At 71.0% G+C, this 21,011-nt stretch carries 18 protein-coding genes; 3 read left to right on the plus strand and 15 right to left on the minus strand.

Annotated features, from left to right (window positions below):
* The first annotated feature begins 146 nt into the window (after positions 1-146).
* Positions 147-1,817, plus strand: coding sequence for an alkaline phosphatase D family protein (locus AC0665_RS27100; protein WP_478705950.1), 1,671 nt, complete (start codon positions 147-149; stop codon positions 1,815-1,817).
* A gap of 4 nt (positions 1,818-1,821) precedes the next feature.
* Here the strand turns inward: AC0665_RS27100 and AC0665_RS27105 are convergent, their stop codons facing one another.
* Positions 1,822-2,391, minus strand: coding sequence for a dienelactone hydrolase family protein (locus AC0665_RS27105; protein WP_478705951.1), 570 nt, complete (start codon positions 2,389-2,391; stop codon positions 1,822-1,824).
* A gap of 107 nt (positions 2,392-2,498) precedes the next feature.
* On the opposite strand from AC0665_RS27105, the gene AC0665_RS27110 reads away from it, so the two are divergent.
* The gene (locus AC0665_RS27110) at positions 2,499-3,635 is read left to right on the plus strand and encodes a mechanosensitive ion channel family protein (RefSeq protein ID WP_478607349.1); all 1,137 of its coding nucleotides are present in this window, start codon (positions 2,499-2,501) and stop codon (positions 3,633-3,635) included.
* A 64-nt stretch (positions 3,636-3,699) separates the two neighbouring features.
* Here the strand turns inward: AC0665_RS27110 and AC0665_RS27115 are convergent, their stop codons facing one another.
* The 6 genes from AC0665_RS27115 to AC0665_RS27140 all read right to left on the minus strand — a co-directional run bounded on the left by AC0665_RS27115 (position 3,700) and on the right by AC0665_RS27140 (position 9,870).
* On the minus strand, positions 3,700-4,440 hold the full coding sequence (locus tag AC0665_RS27115) for an SDR family NAD(P)-dependent oxidoreductase (protein WP_478607352.1): 741 nt from the start codon (positions 4,438-4,440) through the stop codon (positions 3,700-3,702).
* 60 nt (positions 4,441-4,500) lie between these two features.
* Positions 4,501-6,087 (minus strand): Na+/H+ antiporter, encoded by a 1,587-nt coding sequence (locus AC0665_RS27120; RefSeq protein WP_468411287.1) that lies wholly within the window; start codon positions 6,085-6,087, stop codon positions 4,501-4,503.
* A 95-nt stretch (positions 6,088-6,182) separates the two neighbouring features.
* A complete protein-coding gene (locus AC0665_RS27125; RefSeq protein ID WP_478705952.1) occupies positions 6,183-6,650 on the minus strand; it encodes a GNAT family N-acetyltransferase in 468 nt (155 codons plus the stop codon).
* On the minus strand, positions 6,647-7,591 hold the full coding sequence (locus AC0665_RS27130; RefSeq protein WP_468411291.1) for an RluA family pseudouridine synthase: 945 nt from the start codon (positions 7,589-7,591) through the stop codon (positions 6,647-6,649). Before AC0665_RS27130 ends, AC0665_RS27125 begins: the two co-directional genes overlap by 4 nt.
* 61 nt (positions 7,592-7,652) lie before the next feature.
* Positions 7,653-8,309, minus strand: a complete 657-nt coding sequence (gene lspA / locus AC0665_RS27135; RefSeq protein ID WP_468637406.1) for a signal peptidase II — start codon at positions 8,307-8,309, stop codon at positions 7,653-7,655.
* Between the two features lie 88 nt (positions 8,310-8,397).
* Complete coding sequence (locus AC0665_RS27140; RefSeq protein WP_478705953.1) at positions 8,398-9,870, minus strand: TraR/DksA C4-type zinc finger protein; 1,473 nt, start codon at positions 9,868-9,870, stop codon at positions 8,398-8,400.
* Positions 9,871-10,482: 612 nt separating this feature from the next.
* Between AC0665_RS27140 and ileS the strand changes: the two genes are divergently transcribed.
* Positions 10,483-13,626, plus strand: a complete 3,144-nt coding sequence (gene ileS, locus AC0665_RS27145) for an isoleucine--tRNA ligase (RefSeq protein WP_478705954.1) — start codon at positions 10,483-10,485, stop codon at positions 13,624-13,626.
* 215 nt (positions 13,627-13,841) lie between these two features.
* Here the strand turns inward: ileS and AC0665_RS27150 are convergent, their stop codons facing one another.
* The 8 genes from AC0665_RS27150 to murG form a co-directional block, all read right to left on the minus strand.
* A complete protein-coding gene (locus AC0665_RS27150) occupies positions 13,842-14,963 on the minus strand; it encodes a DivIVA domain-containing protein (protein WP_468637400.1) in 1,122 nt (373 codons plus the stop codon).
* Positions 14,964-15,018: 55 nt separating this feature from the next.
* Positions 15,019-15,306 (minus strand): YggT family protein, encoded by a 288-nt coding sequence (locus tag AC0665_RS27155; RefSeq protein ID WP_033312669.1) that lies wholly within the window; start codon positions 15,304-15,306, stop codon positions 15,019-15,021.
* Positions 15,307-15,365: 59 nt separating this feature from the next.
* Positions 15,366-16,007, minus strand: coding sequence for a cell division protein SepF (locus tag AC0665_RS27160; protein ID WP_363120078.1), 642 nt, complete (start codon positions 16,005-16,007; stop codon positions 15,366-15,368).
* A gap of 129 nt (positions 16,008-16,136) precedes the next feature.
* Positions 16,137-16,856, minus strand: a complete 720-nt coding sequence (locus AC0665_RS27165) for a YggS family pyridoxal phosphate-dependent enzyme (RefSeq protein WP_478705955.1) — start codon at positions 16,854-16,856, stop codon at positions 16,137-16,139.
* A 6-nt stretch (positions 16,857-16,862) separates the two neighbouring features.
* Entirely contained in the window at positions 16,863-17,594 is a 732-nt protein-coding gene (gene pgeF, locus AC0665_RS27170) for a peptidoglycan editing factor PgeF (RefSeq protein ID WP_478509903.1), read from the minus strand.
* A gap of 10 nt (positions 17,595-17,604) precedes the next feature.
* The gene (gene ftsZ, locus AC0665_RS27175; RefSeq protein ID WP_363120075.1) at positions 17,605-18,798 is read right to left on the minus strand and encodes a cell division protein FtsZ; all 1,194 of its coding nucleotides are present in this window, start codon (positions 18,796-18,798) and stop codon (positions 17,605-17,607) included.
* Between the two features lie 288 nt (positions 18,799-19,086).
* Positions 19,087-19,881 carry a cell division protein FtsQ/DivIB gene (locus AC0665_RS27180; RefSeq protein ID WP_478705956.1) on the minus strand — a complete coding sequence of 265 codons (795 nt, stop codon included), beginning with the start codon at positions 19,879-19,881 and terminating at the stop codon, positions 19,087-19,089.
* 26 nt (positions 19,882-19,907) lie between these two features.
* Positions 19,908-21,005, minus strand: a complete 1,098-nt coding sequence (gene murG / locus AC0665_RS27185; protein ID WP_030848223.1) for an undecaprenyldiphospho-muramoylpentapeptide beta-N-acetylglucosaminyltransferase — start codon at positions 21,003-21,005, stop codon at positions 19,908-19,910.
* Between the last annotated feature and the right edge of the window lie 6 nt (positions 21,006-21,011).

A 21,011-nucleotide genomic window follows, 5' to 3' on the forward strand; every position in this document is an offset into this window, starting at 1 on the left:
GGTCGCCCCGCGCGCCCGCCCGCCGGGGCACGGCAGGACGCCGCGCGCGGGCCGGCCGGGCGGGCGTGAGGAACCTTGCTCGAACAGTGGGCGAACTTCCGCGGTTCGCCCACCGCGGTTCATACCGAGCAGTAACCTGATCGGTCGTGACCAGTCGATACAGATCATCGAATACGTCAGAGGGCATCAACTCCCTCACCCCGCGCCGCCGTTCGGTCGTCAAGGCCGCGGCGGCGACCGCTGTCCTGGCCGGGCCGCTGGCGGCGACCCTGCCGGCGCGCGCCGTGGACCAGGCACCCGCCTTCCTGCACGGCGTGGCCTCCGGTGACCCGCTGCCGGACGGCATCCTGCTGTGGACCCGCGTCACCCCGGTGCCGGAGGCGATACCCGGCTCCGGCATCGGCCCGGACACCGAGGTGAGCTGGGTCGTCGCCGAGGACAAGGCGTTCACCACCGTCGTCGCCAAGGGCTCCACCACCGCCACGTCGGCCTCCGACCACACCGTGAAGGCCGACGTCCGCGGCCTCCGGCCGGGCACCGACTACTGGTTCCGCTTCTCCGCCGGCGGCACCGACTCCCCCGCCGCGCGCACCCGCACCGCCCCGGCACACGACGCCGCCGTCCACGGCCTGCGCTTCGGCGTGGTCTCCTGCGCCAACTGGGAGGCCGGCTACTTCTCCCCCTACCGGCACCTCGCGGCCCGGGGCGACCTGGACGCCTGGCTGCACCTGGGCGACTACATCTACGAGTACGGCACCGGCGAGTACGGCACCCGCGGCACGGTCGTCCGCCCGCACGCCCCGTCCCACGAGATCGTCACCCTCGCCGACTACCGCGTCCGGCACGCCCGTTACAAGACCGACCCGGACCTCCAGGCGCTGCACGCGACGGCCCCGGTCGTGGCGATCTGGGACGACCACGAGTTCGCCAACGACACCTGGTCGGGCGGCGCGGAGAACCACACGGAAGGCGCGGAGGGCGCCTGGGCGGCCCGTCAGGCCGCCGCGAAGCAGGCGTACTTCGAGTGGATGCCGGTACGCCCGGCCATCGCGGGCACCACCTACCGCCGGCTGCGCTTCGGCAAGCTGGCCGACCTCTCGCTGCTGGACCTGCGCTCCTTCCGCTCGCAGCAGGTCAAGGTCGGCAACGGCGGGGTCGACGACCCGGACCGCACCCTCACCGGCCGCGCCCAGCTCGACTGGCTCAAGGCCGGCCTGAAGGCCTCCGACACCACCTGGCGGCTGGTCGGCAACTCGGTGATGATCTCGCCGTTCGCCATCGGCTCGCTCTCCGCCGACCTGCTCAAACCGCTGGCCAAGCTGCTGGGTCTGCCGCAGGAGGGCCTCGCCCTCAACACCGACCAGTGGGACGGCTACACCGACGACCGCCGCGAGATCCTGGCGCACCTGCGGGCCAACGCGATCCGCAACACGGTCTTCCTCACCGGCGACATCCACATGGCCTGGGCCAACGACGTGCCGGTGGACGCCGGCACGTACCCGCTGTCACCGTCGGCCGCCACGGAGTTCGTCGTCACCTCGGTCACCTCGGACAACCTCGACGACATCGTGAAGGTCCCGGAGGGCACCGTCTCGGCGGTCGCCGCCCCGGTCATCCGCGCGGCCAACCGGCACGTCCACTGGGTCGACACCGACCGCCACGGCTTCGGTGTGCTGGACATCACGGCCGAGCGCGCGCAGATGGACTTCTACGTGATCTCCGACCGCGCCGAGCGCGACGCGACCGCCAAGTGGTCCCGCTCGTACCGCACCCGCAGCGGCACGCAGAAGGTCGAGCGCTCCTACGACCCGGTGTGATCTCCTACAGCGTCTCCAGGAAGCCGAGTGCCACCCGCCAGGTGGCCTCGGCGGCCTCGGCGTCGTAGTCCGGCAGGTCGGGGTCGGTGTACAGGTGACCGGCCCCGGCGTAGCGGTACACCTCGACGTCGGCGCCGGTGCGGCCCATCTGGAGGTACCAGGCGCTGAGCCAGTCGTCCGTCTCGAAGGGGTCCGGCTCGGCCACGTGCAGCTGGACCGGCAGTTCCGGTGCCGTGACGTCGGGCGCGATGTCCGAGGTGCCGTGCAGCAGGAGCAGGCCGCGCGCCTTGTCGTCGCCGAGGGCCAGGGTCTGGGCGATGGAGGCGCCGAGCGAGAAACCGGCGTACACCAGCCCGCGCTCGGAGTAGGGCGCGGCGGCCAGCACGGCCCGCTTCAGCAGCTCCTCCTTGCCGATCTTCTCCTTGTGCTCCATGCCTTCCTCGACGCCCTCGAAGGTGCGCCCCTCGAAGAGGTCGGGGGTCCACACCTCGTGTCCGGCCGATCGCAGCCGGTCAGCGGCCTGGAGCACCGCGGGCCGCAGTCCGAAGGTCGAGTGAAAGAGCATGATGTTCATAGAGGCCATGGTGCCAGCCGGGTGTGAGTCCCCGGCTTCCCGGCACTACCCAGGACGCAACAGAAGTCACATGTTCATGCCCCCGGGAGCCGGTTAGGTTCGGGGGCATGGAGAACCTGCTACGACCGCTGCTCGTGGTCGGTGGCTCGGTCGTGCTCACGCTGGTGATCGGCTGGGCCACCGACTTCCTTCTGCGCAAGGCCGACGAACGGCATCACGACACCCCGCTGTGGGGGCTGCTACGCCGTGCCCGCATCCCGTACCAGCTCGTGTTGTGCGCCGCCCTGCTGAGAGGCTCGTACGACCAGGCGCAACTGCTGCAGAGCCGCGAGGAGGCCGTCGGCCGAGCACTGACCCTGGTGCTGATCGGGTCGACCGCCTGGCTGATCATCCGGATCGCGGCGGCGATCGTCGAGACGTCCTACAGCCGGTACGCCCATGCCCGGGTCCACCGGGACCCGGCCCGGGTCCGCCGCGTGCGCACCCAGGTGACGCTGATCATGCGGGTCGTGTCCGCGATCGTCGGCGTGGTGGCCGCGGCGAGCATGCTGCTGACCTTCCCGGCGTTCAAGGCGGCCGGTGCCTCGCTGCTGGCCTCGGCCGGCATCCTCGGCATCGTGGCCGGTGTCGCCGCGCAGTCCACGCTGAGCAACATGTTCGCGGGCTTCCAGATCGCCTTCGGCGACATGGTGCGCATCGGGGACACGGTGGTGGTGGACGGCGAGTGGGGCACGGTCGAGGAGATCACGCTGACCTTCCTGACCGTCCGCACCTGGGACGAGCGCCGCATCACCATGCCGGTGTCGTACTTCACGTCCAAGCCGTTCGAGAACTGGTCGCGCGGCACCCCGCAGATGACGGGCATCGTGTTCTGGCACGTCGACCACAACGCCCCCGTGGAGGCGATGCGCGACAAGCTCCGCGACATCCTGCGCGAGTGCCCGGCCTGGGACGGCCGCGCCTACAACCTGTGCGTCACGGACACCACCCCGAACACCATGCAGGTGCGGGCCCTGGTGACGGCCAAGGACGCGGACGACATATGGACGGTGCGAGTCACGGTCCGCGAGGAGATGATCCGCTGGCTGACCCGGGAGCACCCCTATGCCCTGCCGCGGGTCAACACGGCGGACGCGGTTCTCGCGCCGTCTCGCGGGAGCAACGGCCACCGCCCGTCCCCGCAGGCCGTGCCGGCCCAGCAGCGCCGCTACCACGGAAACGGCTCGGGACGGCCGGACCGCTGACGATCGACAGCACGCACGAGGAGGGCCGGCCGCGACGCGGCCGGCCCTTTCGCCGTCCGTGGGTTCAGTGGCCGCGCTCGGCGCCGCCGTTGACCTGGATGATCTGCGAGGTGATGTGCCCGGCGTCCCGGGAGGCCAGCCAGTGCAGGGTCTCGGCGACGTCCCCCGGGGTCCCGGCCCGCCCGTTCGACGTCTCGCCGATGAGCCGGGCACGCCGCTCCTCGGCCATCGCGTCCCCGAAGAACTCGGTGTCCTCGATGTAGCCGGGCGCGACCACGTTCACGGTGATGCCCCGCGGCCCCAGCTCCCGGGCCAGATCGTGGGTGTAGGGGTGCAGCCCCGCCTTGGCCGCCGCGTACGCGCCGCTCCCGGATCCGCGGTAGGCGGCGATGGAGCCGAGGAACAGCACCCGGCCGCCGGGCTCGGCGAGCCGCGGCTTGAGCGCCTCGGTGAGCAGGACGGCCGTGAGGGTGTTGAGCCGGAAGTTCACGCTCCAGGTGTGCGCGACCGCCGCGAGCGGGTCGTCGCCCGGGGCGTCCGGTTCGAGCAGCCCGCTGCCCCCGGCGCTGTGCACGAGCACGTCCACGGCCCCCAACTCCCGCTCCACGAAGGCGGCGACACCACGCACGTCCTCCGGTTCGGCGAGATCGGCCGCGTACGTCAGCGCGCCGGGCACCTCGGCCTTCTCCAGCACCTCGGCCCGCCGCCCGAGCAGCAGCACCCGGTCCCCGCCCGCGGCGAACACCCGGGCCGCCGCCAGCCCGATTCCCGTACCCCCACCACTGATCACCACGTTCCGTGCCATGTGGACGACCCTACGACTCCCCGTCCGCCCACCGTCAACCCGGCATCCCCGGAGGCCGGTTCACCGCAGGCTGCGCACGTCCAGGTGCCGCAGCACCCGGTCGACCACCTCGGGATCCGCCCCGGGCTCGCTGCGCGCCGCCAGCACCTCGTGCCGCGCCGCGCTCAGCATCTCCTGCTGGATGCGCCGGACCCGCTTCACCCGCCGGGCGCCCTCCCGGTAGGCCTCCCGCCGCTCGTCCTCCGCGAGTTCGGGACTGATGCGCACCCCGATGTCGTAGGCCCGCCGCAGCATCTGCTCGGACAGTTCCTCCGGCACTTCCTCGTTGTCCTCGATCTCCCGCAGCCGCTGCTTCGCCGCCTTGGCCGCCCGGATGGCCAGCGCCTTCGCGAACTCCTTCTCCTGGTCCGTGTCGGCCTTCACGCCGAGCCGCCGCACCAGCCACGGCAAGGTGAGTCCCTGGAGCACCAGCGTCGCCATGATCACGCCGAAGGCGATGAAGATGATCTCGTCCCGGCTCGGGAACGGCGCGCCCGTGTCGGTCTCCAGCGGGATCGCCAGCACCAGCGCCACCGAGGCCACCCCGCGCATCCCCGACCACCACATCACCAGGGTCTCGCGCCAGCTCACCGGGATGTCCTCGTCGTAGTCCCGCCGCGCGTGCAGCCGCTTGGTCAGCCAGGTCGCCGGCAGCAGCCACAGGAGCCGGGCGAACACCACGACGGCCACCACCACCGCCGCCCACCACAGCAGCTCGCCCCACCGCCCGGAGGCCGTGCGGATGGCGTTGTGCAGTTCGAGACCGACCAGCCCGAAGGCGACGCCGGTGACGAGCGTGTCGACGATGTTCCAGAACGTGTGCCCGGCCAGCCGCGTCATCACGTCGTCGGCGTCCGAGCCGTACTCCGCGAGGAACAGCGCGGTGGTGAGCACGGCGAGCACGCCCGAGCCGTGCAGTTCCTCGGCCATGACGTACGCGGCGTAGGGCACGAGCAGGGTCAGCCCGATCTGCAGGGTGGCGTCGCCGAGCACCTCCATCAGCTTGTTGGCGCCCCAGCCGAGCGCGAGGCCCACGGCCACCGCCACCACGGCCGACAGCACCAGGTCGAGCCCGGCCTTCCAGGGCGAGAACGTCCCGCTGACGGCGGCGGCGATCGCCACGTGGTACAGGACGATGGCCGTCACGTCGTTGAACAGCCCCTCGCCCTCCAGGATCGACACCAGGCGGCGCGGCAGCCCCAGCTGTCCGGCCACGGCGGTCGCCGCGACCGGGTCCGGCGGCGCCACGAGCGCGCCCAGCGCGAACGCCGCGGCGAGCGGCAGCCCCGGCACGATCGCGTCGGCCACGGCGGCCACGCAGGCCATGGTGACGAAGACCAGCGCCACGGCCAGCAGGAAGATCGGCCTCTTGTTCGCCGCGAACTGCCGCCAGGAGGTGCGCCGTACAGCGGCGTACAGCAGGGGCGGCAGCAGCAGCGGCAGGATCAGGTCCGGCGGGATCTCGACGTTCGGGACGAACGGGAGCAGCGCGAGGACTATCCCCAGCAGCGTCATCAGCACCGGCGCGGGAACCGCGAAACGATCGCCCACCGGGACACTGATCACGGCCCCGACCAACAGCACGAACAGCAGGGCCAACTGATCCACGCTCAGCGCTCCGGGAGGTCAAATGTTCACACGACTGCTCTCAAGCCTGCCACGCAACTCCCGGGACAAACCGTTTCGGCACCCGCCAGGAGGGGCTAAAGCGAGCGCCGCATCCCCTGGTGCGGAATGCCCGCCTCCAGATATTCCGGCCCGTACGGCTCGTAGCCGAGCCGCTCGTAGAAGCCCAGCGCGTGCGTCTGGGCGTGCAGATCCACGGCCGTGAGACCCCGCGCGCGGGCCGCGTCCTCGATGGCCCGCACCAGGGCGGCCCCGACACCGAGCCCGCGCGCGGGGGCGGCCACGGCGAGCCGGCCGAGGGAGCCCACCAGGGGGCCGGCCCCGGTCTGGGCGACGGCCGCCTCCCCGTGCAGCAGCCGGCCGGTCCCGAGCGGCACGCCGTCCTCCCGGACCGCCAGCACATGGACCGCGCCGGCGTCGTACGCGTCGTACTCGATGTCCTCCGGCACGCCCTGCTCACCGACGAAGACGTCCTTGCGCACCGCGAAGCACGCCTCCAGGTCGGCCGGTTCCCCGGCGACCCGCACGACGTACGGGGTGTTCACGCGTACGTCTCCTCGCGGACCTGCTCCAGGGCCTTGGACAGGTCCTCCGGGTAGTCGCAGGAGAACTCCACCCACTGACCGTCACCGGGGTGCTCGAAGCCGAGCCGCACGGCGTGCAGCCACTGGCGGGTCAGGCCCAGGCGCTTGGCGAGCGTCGGGTCGGCGCCGTAGGTGAGGTCGCCCACGCAGGGGTGCCGGTGGGCGGCCATGTGGACACGGATCTGGTGCGTGCGGCCGGTCTCCAGCTTCACGTCGAGCAGGGAGGCCGCGCGGAACGCCTCGATGAGGTCGTAGTGCGTGACGGACGGCTTGCCCTCGGCGGTGACGGCCCACTTGTAGTCGTGGTGGGGGTGCCGCCCGATGGGCGCGTCGATGGTGCCGCTGGTCGGGTCGGGGTGGCCCTGGACGAGGGTGTGGTACCGCTTGTCGACCGTGCGCTCCTTGAACTGGCGCTTGAGCGAGGTGTACGCGTACTCCGACTTGGCGACCACCATCAGTCCGGACGTGCCCACGTCGAGCCGGTGCACGATGCCCTGGCGCTCGGCGGCACCGGAGGTGGAGATGCGGTACCCGGCGGCGGCGAGGCCTCCGATGACGGTCGTCCCGGTCCAGCCCGGCGACGGGTGCGCGGCGACCCCGACCGGCTTGACGATCACGACCACGTCGTCGTCGTCGTGCACGATCTCCATGCCCTCGACCGGCTCGGCCACGACCTGCACCGGAGCGGGCGCCTGCGGCATCTCGACCTCCAGCCAGGCGCCGCCGTGCACGCGCTCCGACTTGCCGACCACCGACCCGTCGACCGTGACCTTCCCCGAGGCGGCGAGCTCGGCCGCCTTGGTGCGGGAGAAGCCGAACATGCGGGAGATGGCGGCGTCGACGCGCTCGCCCTCCAGGCCGTCGGGCACGGGCAGGGTACGGATCTCGGGAATCGTGCTCACCCGTCGAGTATGCCGGACGGCTCCGCCACGCCCGTACGAGCCTGTGGAAAACCCGGGCCGCTCAGTCCTTGTGGACGGTGCCGTCCGGGTCGAGGCCCTTGAACGACAGCAGCACGATCAGGATGCCGCCGCACACGATCGCCGAGTCCGCCAGGTTGAACACGGCGAAGTGCTTGGGCGCGATGAAGTCCACGACCGCGCCCTCGAAGACGCCCGGCGCCCGGAAGATCCGGTCGGTGAGGTTGCCCAGCGCACCGCCGAGCAGCAGGCCCAGTGCGATCGCCCAGGGCAGGCTGTAGAGCTTGCGGGCGAGGCGGGCGATCACCACGATCACGGCCGCCGCGATCATGGTGAAGATCACCGTGAAGGCCTCGCCGAAGCCGAAGGCCGCGCCCGCGTTGCGGATCGCCTCGAACTTCAGCCAGTCCCCGACGATCTCGATGGGCGGGTGGTGCTCCAGCTTGGCCACCACGATCATCTTGCTGATCAGGTCGAGGGCGTACGCGAACGCGGCGACGGCGAACAGCACCGCGATCCGGCGCCTGCCCCTGGGCCGTCCGGCTCCGGTCTCCGGCTCGTCGGCACCGGGCGCCCCGGCGGCCGTCGGGCCGGTGCCGGGCTCGCCGGCCGGGGTGCCCTCGGAGCCGGGCCGCTCCGTGCCGCCGCCGACCGCGTCCGGTGTGTCCGGCGTACCGATGATGCGCTCCGCCTCTGCCACGTGAGTCCCTCAACCTAGGTGCCTGACTGAGCACGAGGGTACGGCACACCCCGTACGTCGCACGTGCTCAGGAGGCATTCGGCGGTGGTCAGTACCGGCGCTCCTGCTTCTGCTTGCACTCCACGCACAGGGTGGCCCGGGGGAAGGCCTGCATGCGGGCCTTGCCGATGGCGTTGCCGCAGTTCTCGCACAGGCCGTAGGTGCCGGCGTGCAGGCGCTCCAGGGCGCGCTCGGTCTGGAGGAGCATCTCGCGCGCGTTGGCGGCCAGGGCCAGCTCGTGCTCACGGGTGATGTTCTTCGTGCCGGTGTCCGCCTGGTCGTCGCCCGCGCCGTCCCCGGAGTCCCGCATCAGACCCGCCAGCGACCGCTCCGACGACGTGATCTCCTCACGCAGCCGGGTCTCCTCCGACGTGAGCTCGGACCGCGCCTCCTCGACCTCCTCCGCCGTCCAGGGGTCCTCGCCCGGGCGTACGGCGAGCTCACCGGGCTCCGCCGCGGCGACCCGTGCCTTCGGAACGGCGGTCTTCGCCGCCGTGGCCGTGCCAGGAGTCTTCTTCGCAACCACCGTCGTCGCTCCCGTCTGCTGCGCGGCCTCGGCCGCACCCGCCGTCTTGGCCGTGCTCGCGGCCGTGTCCTGTGTGACCGCGCCGGTCCGGGCGGTGCCCTTCCCGGCCGCGCTCTTCGTGGTGGTGCTCCCGCCGCCGGCGGCCTGTGCGGCCGCACCCTTCCCGGCGGCACCCTTCTTCCCGGCGGCCGCCTTCCCGGCCTCGGTCGTCTGGGCCGCGGCGGTTTTCCTGGCCGGGGAGGACCTCTCGGCTGCCGCCTTCCCCGTCTCGTCCTTTCCGGCGACGGCCTTCCCAGCCCGGGAGGTCTTCCCCACCACGGGGGTCTTTTGAACCGCCGCCTTCCTCACCGCGGCCCGTTCGGCCCGGGAGGCCCTCTTGACCGGCGGCTCCCCCGCTACGGCGTCCCAGGCCTCGGCTTTCCCGGTCTCGGCTTTCCCGGCCCGGGAGGTCTTCTTGGCCGCCGACCTGCTGACCGAGGCCTTCCCGGTGGGGGCCGTGACGGCCCCTGCCTTCTCGCCGGATGCCTTCCCGGCCGACGCGTTCCCTTCCTCCGCCTCGGCCGCCGAAGCCCTCTCGGCCGGAGCCCTGGACCCGGTTCTCCGGGTCATGGCCGATCTTCCGGTCGCCTTGCCGGCCGGCTCCGCCTCGGCGCTGCCCTGGCGGGCCGCCGCCGGTCTCGCGGTCGCCTTGCCGGCCGACGCCTCGGTCAGCCCTGCCTCGGCGCCCGGGGCCCGGCCCGCCGCGGACTTCCCGGCCGCCGCCTTCCTCGCCACGGCCTCCTCGCCGACGCCCTCGGCCACAGCCTTCTCGGCCGCGGTCTTCTTGGCCGTCACCTTCTTCCCGGTCGCCTTCGTCCCCCCGGCCACCTTCGCCCCATGCCCCACCGGGCGCCCCTGGGCGGACTTCTTCCCGCCCACGTCCTTGGCCGCACCGCCGGAGGCTCCCGCGGACCCGCCGGACGCCGGCTGCTGTACGGCGGTCTTCTTCGCCACCATGGCCGCGGCCCCTTCACATATTGTGATCTTGCTCGCGAATCGTGCTGGGACGATAAATCGACTCGAGTCCCGCGGCAACGGGGCACACCGCCCGATTCGCCCGCCTCGCGCACGCCGCGCGGCGAACCTGCATCCGTTGTGCCCAGCTCCCCGCCCGGTAATCCGCCGGGCCGGGCGTCCCAGGATCCGAACACCCATACCGCGCCATTCGTGTCATCAAACCCATTTCGTACCCCAGTCGGCCCCTCCCCGGCCGCCGCCCCGAAAACCGGTCGGCCGCGCTCCGCCCGGCGCCGTACACTGGGCGGAGCGAAAAGCGTGGATGGGGACGAGTAGCGGCGTAGGCAGCCCAGAGCGACCCGGGGACGGTGGAAGCCCGGGGGCCAGCGCGACGTGAAGATCACCCCGGAGCCGCCGGAAGAACGCCGCAGCCGCGAGGCAGCGGCCAGTAGACCCGGCATCGCGACCCCAATGAGGGGGCTCACCGGCCACACCCCGTGCCGGAGGGCCAAGGAGGGTGGTACCGCGGGAGCGCGCCGAAGGCGGCGCAGGCAGACGTAGCTCTCGTCCCTCCGGACGGAAGGCAGCAAGTCCGCCGGAGGAAGCCCGCTGATGACATCGCCGACGTATCGCCAGGTACCCGCCCAGGTCGACCTGCCCGCCCTCGAGCACGCCGTGCTCGACTTCTGGCGCGAGCAGAAGATCTTCGCCAAGAGCCTGGAGCAGTCCGAGGGCCGCCCCGAGTGGGTGTTCTACGAGGGCCCGCCCACCGCCAACGGCATGCCCGGCGCCCACCACATCGAGGCCCGCGTCTTCAAGGACGTCTTCCCCCGGTTCCGCACCATGCGCGGCTACCACGTCGCCCGCAAGGCCGGCTGGGACTGCCACGGCCTCCCGGTGGAACTCGCCGTCGAGAAGGAGCTCGGCTTCTCCGGCAAGCAGGACATCGAGGCGTACGGCATCGCGGCCTTCAACGAGAAGTGCCGCGAGTCGGTGACCCGGCACACGGACGCCTTCGAAGAGCTCACGACCCGCATGGGCTACTGGACCGACCTCCAGGACCCGTACCGCACGATGGACCCCGAGTACATCGAGTCGGTCTGGTGGTCGCTGAAGGAGATCTTCAACAAGGGCCTGCTGGTCCAGGACCACCGCGTCGCCCCCTGGTGCCCCCGCTGCGGCACGGGTCTGTCCGACCACGAGCTGGCGCAGGGCTACGAGACGGTCGTCGACCCCTCGGTCTTCGTCCGCTTCCCGCTCACCTCCGGCCCGCTCGCCGGCGAGGCCGCCCTCCTGGTGTGGACGACGACCCCGTGGACCCTGGTGTCCAACACCGCCGTCGCCGCCCACCCCGAGGTCACCTACGTCGTCGCGACCGACGGTGAGGAGAAGCTCGTCGTCGCCGAGCCGCTGCTCGCCAAGGCCCTCGGCGAGGGCTGGGAGACCACCGGCCAGACCTTCACCGGCGCCGAGATGGAGCGCTGGACCTACCGGCGCCCCTTCGAGCTGGTCGCGTTCCCGGAGCCGGCGCACTACGTCGTCAACGCCGAGTACGTCACCACCGAGGACGGCACCGGTCTGGTCCACCAGTCCCCCGCCTTCGGTGAGGACGACCTCAAGGTCTGCCGCTCCTACGGCCTGCCGGTGGTGAACCCGGTCCGCCCGGACGGCACCTTCGAGGAGGACGTCCCGCTCGTCGGCGGCGTCTTCTTCAAGAAGGCCGACGAGAAGCTCACCGCCGACCTCGACAGCCGCGGCCTGCTCTTCAAGCACATCCCGTACGAGCACAGCTACCCGCACTGCTGGCGCTGCCACACCGCGCTGCTCTACTACGCGCAGCCCTCCTGGTACATCCGCACCACGGCGCTCAAGGACCGTCTCCTGGCGGAGAACGAGGGCACCAACTGGTTCCCGGACACCGTGAAGAACGGCCGCTACGGCGACTGGCTGAACAACAACATCGACTGGGCGCTGTCCCGCAACCGCTACTGGGGCACCCCGCTGCCCATCTGGCGCTGCGAGGACGACCACCTCACCTGCGCCGGATCCCTCGCGGAGCTGACGGAGCTGACCGGCACCGACCAGTCGGGCCTCGACCCGCACCGCCCGTTCATCGACGAGGTCACCTTCGCCTGCCCGCAGGGCGGTTGCGGCAAGACCGCCACGCGCGTGCCCGAGGTGATCGACGCCTGGTACGACTCGGGCTCGATGCCGTTCGCGCAGTGGGGCTACCCGTACAAGAACAAGGAGCTCTTCGAGACCCGCTACCCGGCGCAGTTCATCTGCGAGGCCATCGACCAGACCCGCGGCTGGTTCTACACCCTGATGGCCGTCGGCACGCTGGTCTTCGACAAGTCCTCGTACGAGAACGTGGTCTGTCTCGGTCACATCCTCGCCGAGGACGGCCGCAAGATGTCCAAGCACCTGGGCAACACCCTGGAGCCGATCCCGCTCATGGACCGGCACGGCGCCGACGCGGTCCGCTGGTTCATGGCGGCCGGCGGCTCCCCGTGGGCGGCCCGCCGCGTGGGCCACGGCACGATCCAGGAGGTCGTCCGCAAGACGCTCCTCACGTACTGGAACACGGTGGCCTTCCAGGCCCTGTACGCCCGTACGACGGGCTGGGCACCGTCCGAGGCCGACCCGGCCCCCGCCGACCGTCCGGTCCTGGACCGCTGGCTGCTGTCCGAACTGCACGCCCTCACCGACCAGGTCACCCAGGCGCTGGACACCTACGACACCCAGCGCGCCGGCAAGCTGCTGTCCGCGTTCGTCGACGCCCTGTCCAACTGGTACGTGCGCCGTTCCCGTCGCCGCTTCTGGCAGGGCGACAAGGCGGCCCTGCGCACACTGCACGAGGTCGTCGAGACCGTGACGCAGCTCATGGCCCCGCTGACCCCGTTCATCACCGAGCGGGTGTGGCAGGACCTGATCGTCCCGGTGACGCCCGGCGCTGTGGAGTCGGTCCACCTGTCGTCCTGGCCGCAGGCGGACCTCACCGCCATCGACCCGGAGCTGTCGAAGCAGATGGTGCTGGTGCGCCGCCTGGTGGAGCTGGGCCGTGCCACGCGCGCGGAGTCGGGCGTCAAGACGCGTCAGCCGCTGTCCCGCGCGCTGATCGCGGCGACCGGCTTCGAGACGCTGGACGCCGAACTGCGCACGCAGATCACGGAGGAGCTGAACGTCGAGTCCCTGGCGACGCTGAGCGAGGTCGGCGGCAGCCTGGTCGACACCACGGCGAAGGCCAACTTCCGCGCGCTCGGCAAGCGGTTCGGCAAGCGCGTCCAGGACGTGGCCAAGGCCGTCGCCCACGCGGACGCGGCCGCGCTGTCCCTGGCGCTGCGCGAGGGCACGGCCTCGGTCGAGGTCGACGGCGAGACCATCACGCTGGCTCCCGACGAGGTCATCATCACCGAGACCCCGCGCGAGGGCTGGTCGGTGGCGTCCGACGCGGGTGCGACGGTCGCCCTGGACCTGGAGATCACGGAGGAGCTGCGCCGTGCCGGTCTGGCCCGTGACGCGATCCGCCTGATCCAGGAGGCCCGCAAGAACAGCGGCCTCGACGTGGCCGACCGCATCGCGCTGCGCTGGACGGCCACGGACCGGGCCACGGCCGAGGCACTGACCGACCACGCCGGCCTGATCGCCGACGAGGTCCTCGCCACGGACTTCGCCCAGGGCGAGGCGGACGGCGGCTACGGCGAGCCGTTCACGGACGAGGGCCTGTCCCTGACGTTCCGCCTGCGCAAGGCGTAACCTCCCGGCCGGACAGCCCGAAGGCCCGGGCCCGCCAAAGATCTTGGCGGGCCCGGGCCTTCGGCGTTGCGTACGCACGAACGCGAGGGCGTACGCCCGAACACGGCTGCGCCGGACTCGCACGCACGCGCAAAAAGGGCGAGGCCCCGGGTGGAACCCGGGGCCTCGCCCTGAACGCTGCCGACGTCTACGCCGTACTACTGGCCATCAGGCCGTCAGTTGTCGTCCTCGTCGATCAGGAAGCCCCGCATCGGCGAGGGCGCCTGACCCATCGGGGACGGGCCCTGCGGACGCACCGGCGCCATCGGCTGGGTCATCGCCGGCGACATCTGCTGCTGGCCGCCGTAGGACGGACCGGACGGCGAAGGGGCTCCGCCCATCGTCTGGTTGCCGCCGTAGGACGGGGCACTCGCGCCGGCCGGAGCCATGGAAGGCGCCGGGGACGGCGGGAGGGACGCGGTCGCCGGAGTGCGCGGCGGGGCCAGCGAGTCGTCCGCCTGGGTCTCCAGCTGACGCAGCTGCGACTCCAGGTACGACTTCAGGCGCGTGCGGTACTCGCGCTCGAAGCCGCGCAGGTCCTCGACCTTGCGCTCCAGCGTGGCGCGGGCGGACTCCAGGGAGCCCATCGCGACGCGGTGCTTCTCCTGCGCGTCCCGCTCCAGGGCGTCGGCCTTGGCACGGGCGTCACGCTCCAGACCCTCGGCACGCGAACGGGCCTCGCCGACGATCTTGTTGGCCTCGGAACGGGCCTCCGCGATCGCCTGGTCGGCGGTCTGCTGGGCCAGCGAGAGGACACGGGCGGCGCTGTCGCCACCGGGACCCTGCTGACCGGGGCCGCCCATCGGGCCGCCCATCGGGCCGGGGCCGCCCATGGGGCCGCCCATCTGCTGCTGCATCGGGGGCTGGCCCATCGGACCCGGACCCTGGCCCATCGGGCCGGGACCCTGGGGTCCACCCTGACCGCCGGGACCGGCGGGCAGCTGCGGGGCACCGCTCGGCAGCTGGGGCGGACCACCCATGGGGCCACCCATCTGCTGCTGCGGCGGGCCCGATATGCCGGCGGGAACGGGTCCACCCGGACCTCGCATGCCCTGCTGCTGTTGCTGCTGCTGCTGATCCTGCTGCTCCGGAGGCTTGCGCATGTTCTGCTGGTTCTGCGCGGCAGCGCGCGTGGCCGCGGCCAGTTTGGCGCGCAGGTCCTCGTTCTCACGGAGCAGGCGGGTCAGTTCGGCTTCGACCTCATCGAGGAAGGCATCGACCTCGTCCTCGTCATAGCCTTCTCGGAGGCGGACGGTCGTGAACTGCTTGTTCCGCACGTCCTCGGGGGTCAACGGCATCTCTTCACCTCAACGTAGTCGTCGGCATTCGGCAAGACCGTATCTGTCACATCGCTCACATCGCGTTCCGCACGAGCGTGATCAGGATGTAGACGATGATCATCAGTACGAAGAAGGACAGGTCGAGCGCCACGCCCCCGAGACGCAGCGGCGGAATGACCCGCCGCAGAAGCTTGAGCGGTGGATCGGTGACAGTGTAGGTGGCCTCCAGAACGACCACCATCGCCTTGCCGGGTTGCCACGAGCGGGCGAACTGGAAGACGTAGTCCATGACCAACCGGAAGATGAGCACGATGAGGAAGACCATCAGCGCGATGTAGAGAACTTGCAAGACCACGCTCATGACTGGTGCTTCCCTCTCCCCTGTTCCCTGGTCCGTGCTGCTGTATCCGGTGGTGCGTCTCAGCTCTGGTTGAAGAACCCGCCCTCTGCGATGCGGGCCTTGTCCTCCGCCGTGACATCGACGTTAGCAGGCGACAACAGGAACACCTTCTGCGTCACCCGCTCGATACTGCCGTGAAGACCAAACACCAGACCGGCCGCAAAGTCGACAAGTCGCTTCGCATCTGTGTCGTCCATCTCAGTCAGATTCATGATCACCGGGGTGCCTTCACGGAAGTGTTCCCCGATGGTACGGGCCTCGTTGTAGGTCCGTGGGTGAAGCGTGGTGATCCGGTAAGGCTCTCGTTCGGACACGACCTTGGGCATGATCACCGGTGCGTTCTTCTCCAGGTTTGCGCGTTCTTGTGTGATGGATGCCACGGGCGCGATGCGCGCCGGGCGGCTGGATTCCGCGGGGAGCGAAGCGGAACGGGCGACCGGTTCGCGCGGCGCGGGCGGCTGTACGACTCGTACCTCTTCGTCCCTTTGGGGCTGATGTGAGACGTGCGGCTGGTGGGACGGCTCGTGCCGTCGGTGGTCCCGCTCGGGCTCCGGGTCCAGTTCGGGTTCGAAGTCGTCGTCGGGGTCGAATCCGCGGCCGTCGTACCCATCGTCCTCCACGAGGCCGAGGTAGACCGCCATCTTGCGCATCGCGCCGGCCATGCTCTGAGTCCTCCGCTCTGTGGTGGATCGGCTGACGACTGCCAAGTGCCCGCGATCCACGTGGTCCTTGAATCCGCCTATCGGCGGCAATGACCATATTTTCTGCTGTGGTCCGACTTCTTGGCGACGTTACCCGAGCCTGGGGCGGACTCCGAGTACCGCGCTGCCGACGCGTACATGTGTCGCTCCGGCCGTCACGGCCTGCTCGAGGTCCGTACTCATCCCTGCCGAGACCATGGTGGCAGCCGGATGACTCCGGCGCAGGTCGGTCGACAAATCCATCAACCGCTCGAAGGCGGCCTGTTGGCGACCCGCGTACTCCCCGGTGAGCGGCGCGACGGTCATCAGCCCGTCGAGCCGGAGCCCGGGCGCGCCGGCCACGAGATCGGCCAACTCCCCGATGCCGTCGGGCCCGGTGCCGCCACGCTCGCCCCGGCCGCTGACCCCGGCGTCGAGTGCGACCTGGAGCAGGCACCCCAGTTCGCGCCCGGCCCGGGCGGCCTCCTTCGACAGGGCGGCCACCAGCTTGGAACGATCGACGGACTGCACGAAATCCGCGTAATTGACCACAGATCGCACCTTGTTGGTCTGGAGTTGACCCACGAAGTGCCAGGTGAGGGGCAGATCCGAGCAGGCCTCGGCCTTGGGGGCCGCGTCCTGGTCGCGGTTCTCGGCGACGTGCCGCACGCCGAGTTCCGCGAGGATCCGCACGTCGCTCGCCGGATAGGTCTTGGTGACCACGATCAGGGTCACCTCCTCGCGTGCCCGCCCCGCGGCCGCGCACGCGTCGGCGATACGCCGTTCCACCTTCGCCAGATTCGCGGCGAGTTCGTCCTTACGGTCCGTCATGCCCTATCAGTCCAGCCACACATAGCCCGCGAGCCGACCGGTGGTGCGGTCGCGGCGGTACGAGAAGTGGTCGCGCGATTCCAGCGTGCACACCGGCGACTGCTGACGGTCGCGCACCCCGAGCCGTTCGAGCTGGGCGTGCACTCCGGCGCTCACGTCGACCGCCGGTGTGCCCCAACCGGTCTCGGCGTACGCCGCCGGCTCGATGGCGGAGACCTCGGCGCGCATCGCCTCCGGCACTTCGTAACACCGGCCGCAGACGGCGGGTCCGGTGCGGGCGACGATCCGGGAGGGCTCGGCGCCCAGGTCGGTCATCGCGCGCACCGCGGCCGGGACGACCCCGGCGATCATGCCGGGCCGGCCCGCGTGAGCCGCGGCGGCGACACCGGCGACGGGGTCGGCGAGCAGCACCGGCACGCAGTCGGCGGTGAGCACGGCCAGGGCGAGGCCCCGGCGCGTGGTGACGATCGCGTCGACCGACGGGATCCCGGTCGACGATCCCCACGGTCCGTCCACCACCGCCACGTCGGCCCCGTGCACCTGGTTCATCCAGACCACCCGGTCCGGTTCGACGCCGAGGGACTTGGCGGCCAGGTCCCGGTTGGTGCGTACGGCGTCGGGGTCGTCGCCGACCGCTCCGCCGAGGTTGAGCTCCTCATACGGAGCGGCGCTCACCCCGCCCCACCGGTCGGTGAAGCCGAAGTGCGCGCCGCTCGCGCTTTCGCGCTGTCCTATCACGACTGAAGGATCACTTGAGGAAGTCCGGTACGTCCAGTTCCTCGGCCGCGCTGTCCGAGTAGGTCCGCGGCGCCGGCGGGACCGGCGGGGCGACCGGGATGTCCTTGACCGGCTCGGGCGCGGGCTCCGGGTCCTCCTTCGGGGTCACGCTGCCGAGCGAGCCGAAGGACGGGCGGCTCTCGGCCTGCCGGACCGGGACCGGCTCCTCGCGCTTGGCCGAGGACGAGCCGAGGACGTTGTCCCGCTTGGCGGGCGGCTGGCCGCCGTCGAAGCCGGCCGCGATCACGGTGACCCTGACCTCGTCGCCGAGGGCGTCGTCGATCACCGCACCGAAGATGATGTTGGCCTCGGGGTGGGCGGCCTCGCTCACCAGCTGGGCGGCCTCGTTGATCTCGAACAGGCCGAGGTCGGAGCCACCGGAGATGGAGAGCAGCACGCCGCGGGCGCCGTCGATGGACGCCTCCAGCAGCGGCGAGGAGATCGCCATCTCGGCGGCGGCCACCGCGCGGTCGTCGCCGCGGGCCGAGCCGATGCCCATCAGGGCCGAGCCGGCCTCGGACATGACCGACTTGACGTCGGCGAAGTCGAGGTTGATCAGGCCCGGGGTGGTGATGAGGTCGGTGATGCCCTGGACACCGGAGAGCAGGACCTGGTCGGCCGACTTGAAGGCGTCCAGGACCGAGACCTGGCGGTCCGAGATGGACAGCAGCCGGTCGTTCGGAATGACGATGAGGGTGTCGACCTCTTCGCGGAGTTCGGCGATGCCGTCCTCGGCCTGGTTCGCGCGGCGCCGTCCCTCGAAGGTGAACGGGCGCGTGACCACGCCGATGGTGAGGGCGCCGAGCGAGCGGGCGATGTTGGCCACGACGGGCGCGCCGCCGGTGCCGGTGCCGCCGCCTTCACCGGCTGTCACGAAGACCATGTCGGCCCCCTTGAGGACCTCCTCGATCTCCTCGCGGTGGTCCTCGGCCGCCTTGCGGCCCACGGCCGGGTTGGCTCCGGCGCCGAGTCCGCGGGTGAGTTCACGGCCGACGTCCAGCTTGACGTCGGCGTCGCTCATCAACAGAGCTTGCGCGTCGGTGTTGATGGCGATGAACTCGACGCCCTTGAGACCGACCTCGATCATCCGGTTGATGGCATTGACACCACCGCCGCCGACACCGATGACTTTGATGACTGCGAGGTAGTTCTGCGGTGCTGCCACGTCGAAGGCCTCTCGCCTCGAGTTACGTGTCGACGGATCAGCGTGACGCCCTGCGCCCCGCGACCCGACGACTGATGCCGAATGGGACGGTCCGTATCGCCGACCCGAACCCTAACCCTGAAGTTTAGGGTTACCAGTGTGTCTGTTCCTTGGAGTCTTCTGAACAGGACACTAAGTCGACAAGTGGCGCACGTTCAACGAACACGCCGAACCTCCCGTTTTTCTTTTCACCCTATGTGATCAGCCGTAGCACTGCCCAACCAGGGTGCTGGCCTGCGCTGATGTGCGTCAACTCCCCGATGACGCGGGCGCGGTGGGGACACTCACATCGAAGTACCGCGCACCGGGCGAGGCTTTCATCAGAGCGGTGAGCGTACGGGCCTTCGCGGCGCCCTTCTCGCTGCTTCCCCAGACCACCGTGCGGCCGTCCCTCAACTCCAGCGAGATGTCGTCGTAGGAACGGACCTTGACGATCCGTGTGCCCCGTGCGACGGCGTCCGGAACCGCGCGGGCGACGCCGACCGCCTCGCGCACCAGCCGGGACTCGCCGAAGCGGCGCAGGCTCGCGGCGGCGGAGCTGGACCGGGAGAGCGTCAATTCCAGGGCGGGTACGCCTTTCGGCGCCCTGGAGACCGTGGCGAAACGGACACCTTCGTCGTCCACTTCGACGAACTTTCCGCCCTTTTGGACAATCAGAACCGGAGTCCGCTCGACCACTTTCAGGTCGATTCCGTGGGGCCAGGAACGGACCACGTCAACCGCGTCAATTCGGGGCAATTTTCGGCGCAGTCGCGTCTCGATCGCATCGGTGTCGACGGAAATCAGCGGATCGCCCAGGGGCACCGCCGCGGCCGACTCGACCTGAGCCGGTGTCAGGACCCGGGTGCCGGAGACCGACACGTGCTCGGCGCGCAACCAGTCGGAGCCGTAGAACAGCCAGACCCCCGGGATGCCGACGAAGACCAGGGCGAGGCCCAGGATGACGATCACCCGAAGGTGGCGCCGCCGCAGGCGCCTCGCGGGCGGCGGGCCGGACGACCTCTGCTGGCGTTCACCGCGCTCGGCGGTGGTCGATCCGGCCACGCTCCCCTGCCTTCCGTCATACAGTCCTATCGGTGTGCACGGCTGGCGGCGATCGCCTCGTACACCATGCCGACGAGCAGGTCGTCGGCGTCCCGGCGGCCGAACTCGGCGGCGGCGCGGGACATCTGGTACAGCCGGTGCGGGTCGGCGAGCACGGGCAGGACGTTCTGCTGGACCCACTCGGGGGTCAGTTCCGCGTCGTCGACCAGCAGTCCGCCGCCGGCCTTGACCACCGGCTGGGCGTTGAGCCGCTGTTCGCCGTTGCCGATGGGCAGCGGGACGTAGGCGGCCGGGAGCCCGACGGCGGAGAGTTCGGCGACGGTCATCGCGCCCGCGCGGCAGAGCATCATGTCGGCCGCGGCGTACGCGAGGTCCATCCGGTCCAGGTAACTTACCGGGATGTAGGGGGGCATCCCCGGCATCTGGTGGACCTGCGGCAGTTCGTTCTTCGGGCCGACCGCGTGCAGGATCTGGATGCCGGCCTGCTGGAGCCAGGGCGCGACCTGCTGGACGACCTCGTTCAGGCGCCGGGCGCCCTGCGAGCCACCGGTGACCAGCAGCGTGGGCAGGTTCGGGTCGAGCCCGAACGCGGCCCGGGCCTCGGGGCGTACGGCGGCGCGGTCCAGGGTGGCGATGGAGCGGCGCAGCGGGATGCCGATGTAGCGGGCGCCCCGCAGCTTGCTGTCCGGCGTGGAGACGGCGACCTGGCTGGCGTACCGCGAGCCGATCTTGTTGGCCAGGCCCGGGCGGGCGTTGGCCTCGTGGATCACGATCGGCACGCCCAGGCGCTTGGCCGCGAGGTAGCCGGGCAGGGCCACGTAGCCGCCGAAGCCGACCACGGCGTCCGCCTTGGTGCGCTCCAGGATCTGCTCGGTCGCCTTGATGGTGCCGCGCAGCCTGCCCGGGACGGTGATCAGCTCGGGGGTGGGCTTGCGCGGCAACGGTACGGCGGGGATCAGCGCGAGTTCGTACCCGCGCTCGGGTACGAGACGGGTCTCGAGGCCGCGCTCCGTGCCCAGGGCCGTGATGCCCACGCTCGGGTCCTGCCTGCGCAGGGCGTCCGCGAGGGCGAGCGCGGGCTCGATGTGGCCCGCGGTTCCTCCGCCGGCGAGTACGACATGCACCGAAAT

It is taken from the genome of Streptomyces sp. NPDC043685 (assembly GCF_056436585.1).

Excerpts from the sequence above, each read along its gene's own strand:
- AC0665_RS27105 (WP_478705951.1), bottom strand. The coding sequence starts at position 2,391 with ATGAACATCATGCTCTTTCACTCGACCTTCGGACTGCGGCCCGCGGTG.
- AC0665_RS27110 (WP_478607349.1), top strand. The coding sequence starts at position 2,499 with ATGGAGAACCTGCTACGACCGCTGCTCGTGGTCGGTGGCTCGGTCGTG.
- AC0665_RS27115 (WP_478607352.1), bottom strand. The coding sequence starts at position 4,440 with ATGGCACGGAACGTGGTGATCAGTGGTGGGGGTACGGGAATCGGGCTG.
- AC0665_RS27140 (WP_478705953.1), bottom strand. The coding sequence starts at position 9,870 with ATGGTGGCGAAGAAGACCGCCGTACAGCAGCCGGCGTCCGGCGGGTCC.
- ileS (WP_478705954.1), top strand. The coding sequence starts at position 10,483 with ATGACATCGCCGACGTATCGCCAGGTACCCGCCCAGGTCGACCTGCCC.
- AC0665_RS27150 (WP_468637400.1), bottom strand. The coding sequence starts at position 14,963 with ATGCCGTTGACCCCCGAGGACGTGCGGAACAAGCAGTTCACGACCGTC.
- AC0665_RS27155 (WP_033312669.1), bottom strand. The coding sequence starts at position 15,306 with ATGAGCGTGGTCTTGCAAGTTCTCTACATCGCGCTGATGGTCTTCCTC.
- AC0665_RS27160 (WP_363120078.1), bottom strand. The coding sequence starts at position 16,007 with ATGGCCGGCGCGATGCGCAAGATGGCGGTCTACCTCGGCCTCGTGGAG.
- AC0665_RS27165 (WP_478705955.1), bottom strand. The coding sequence starts at position 16,856 with ATGACGGACCGTAAGGACGAACTCGCCGCGAATCTGGCGAAGGTGGAA.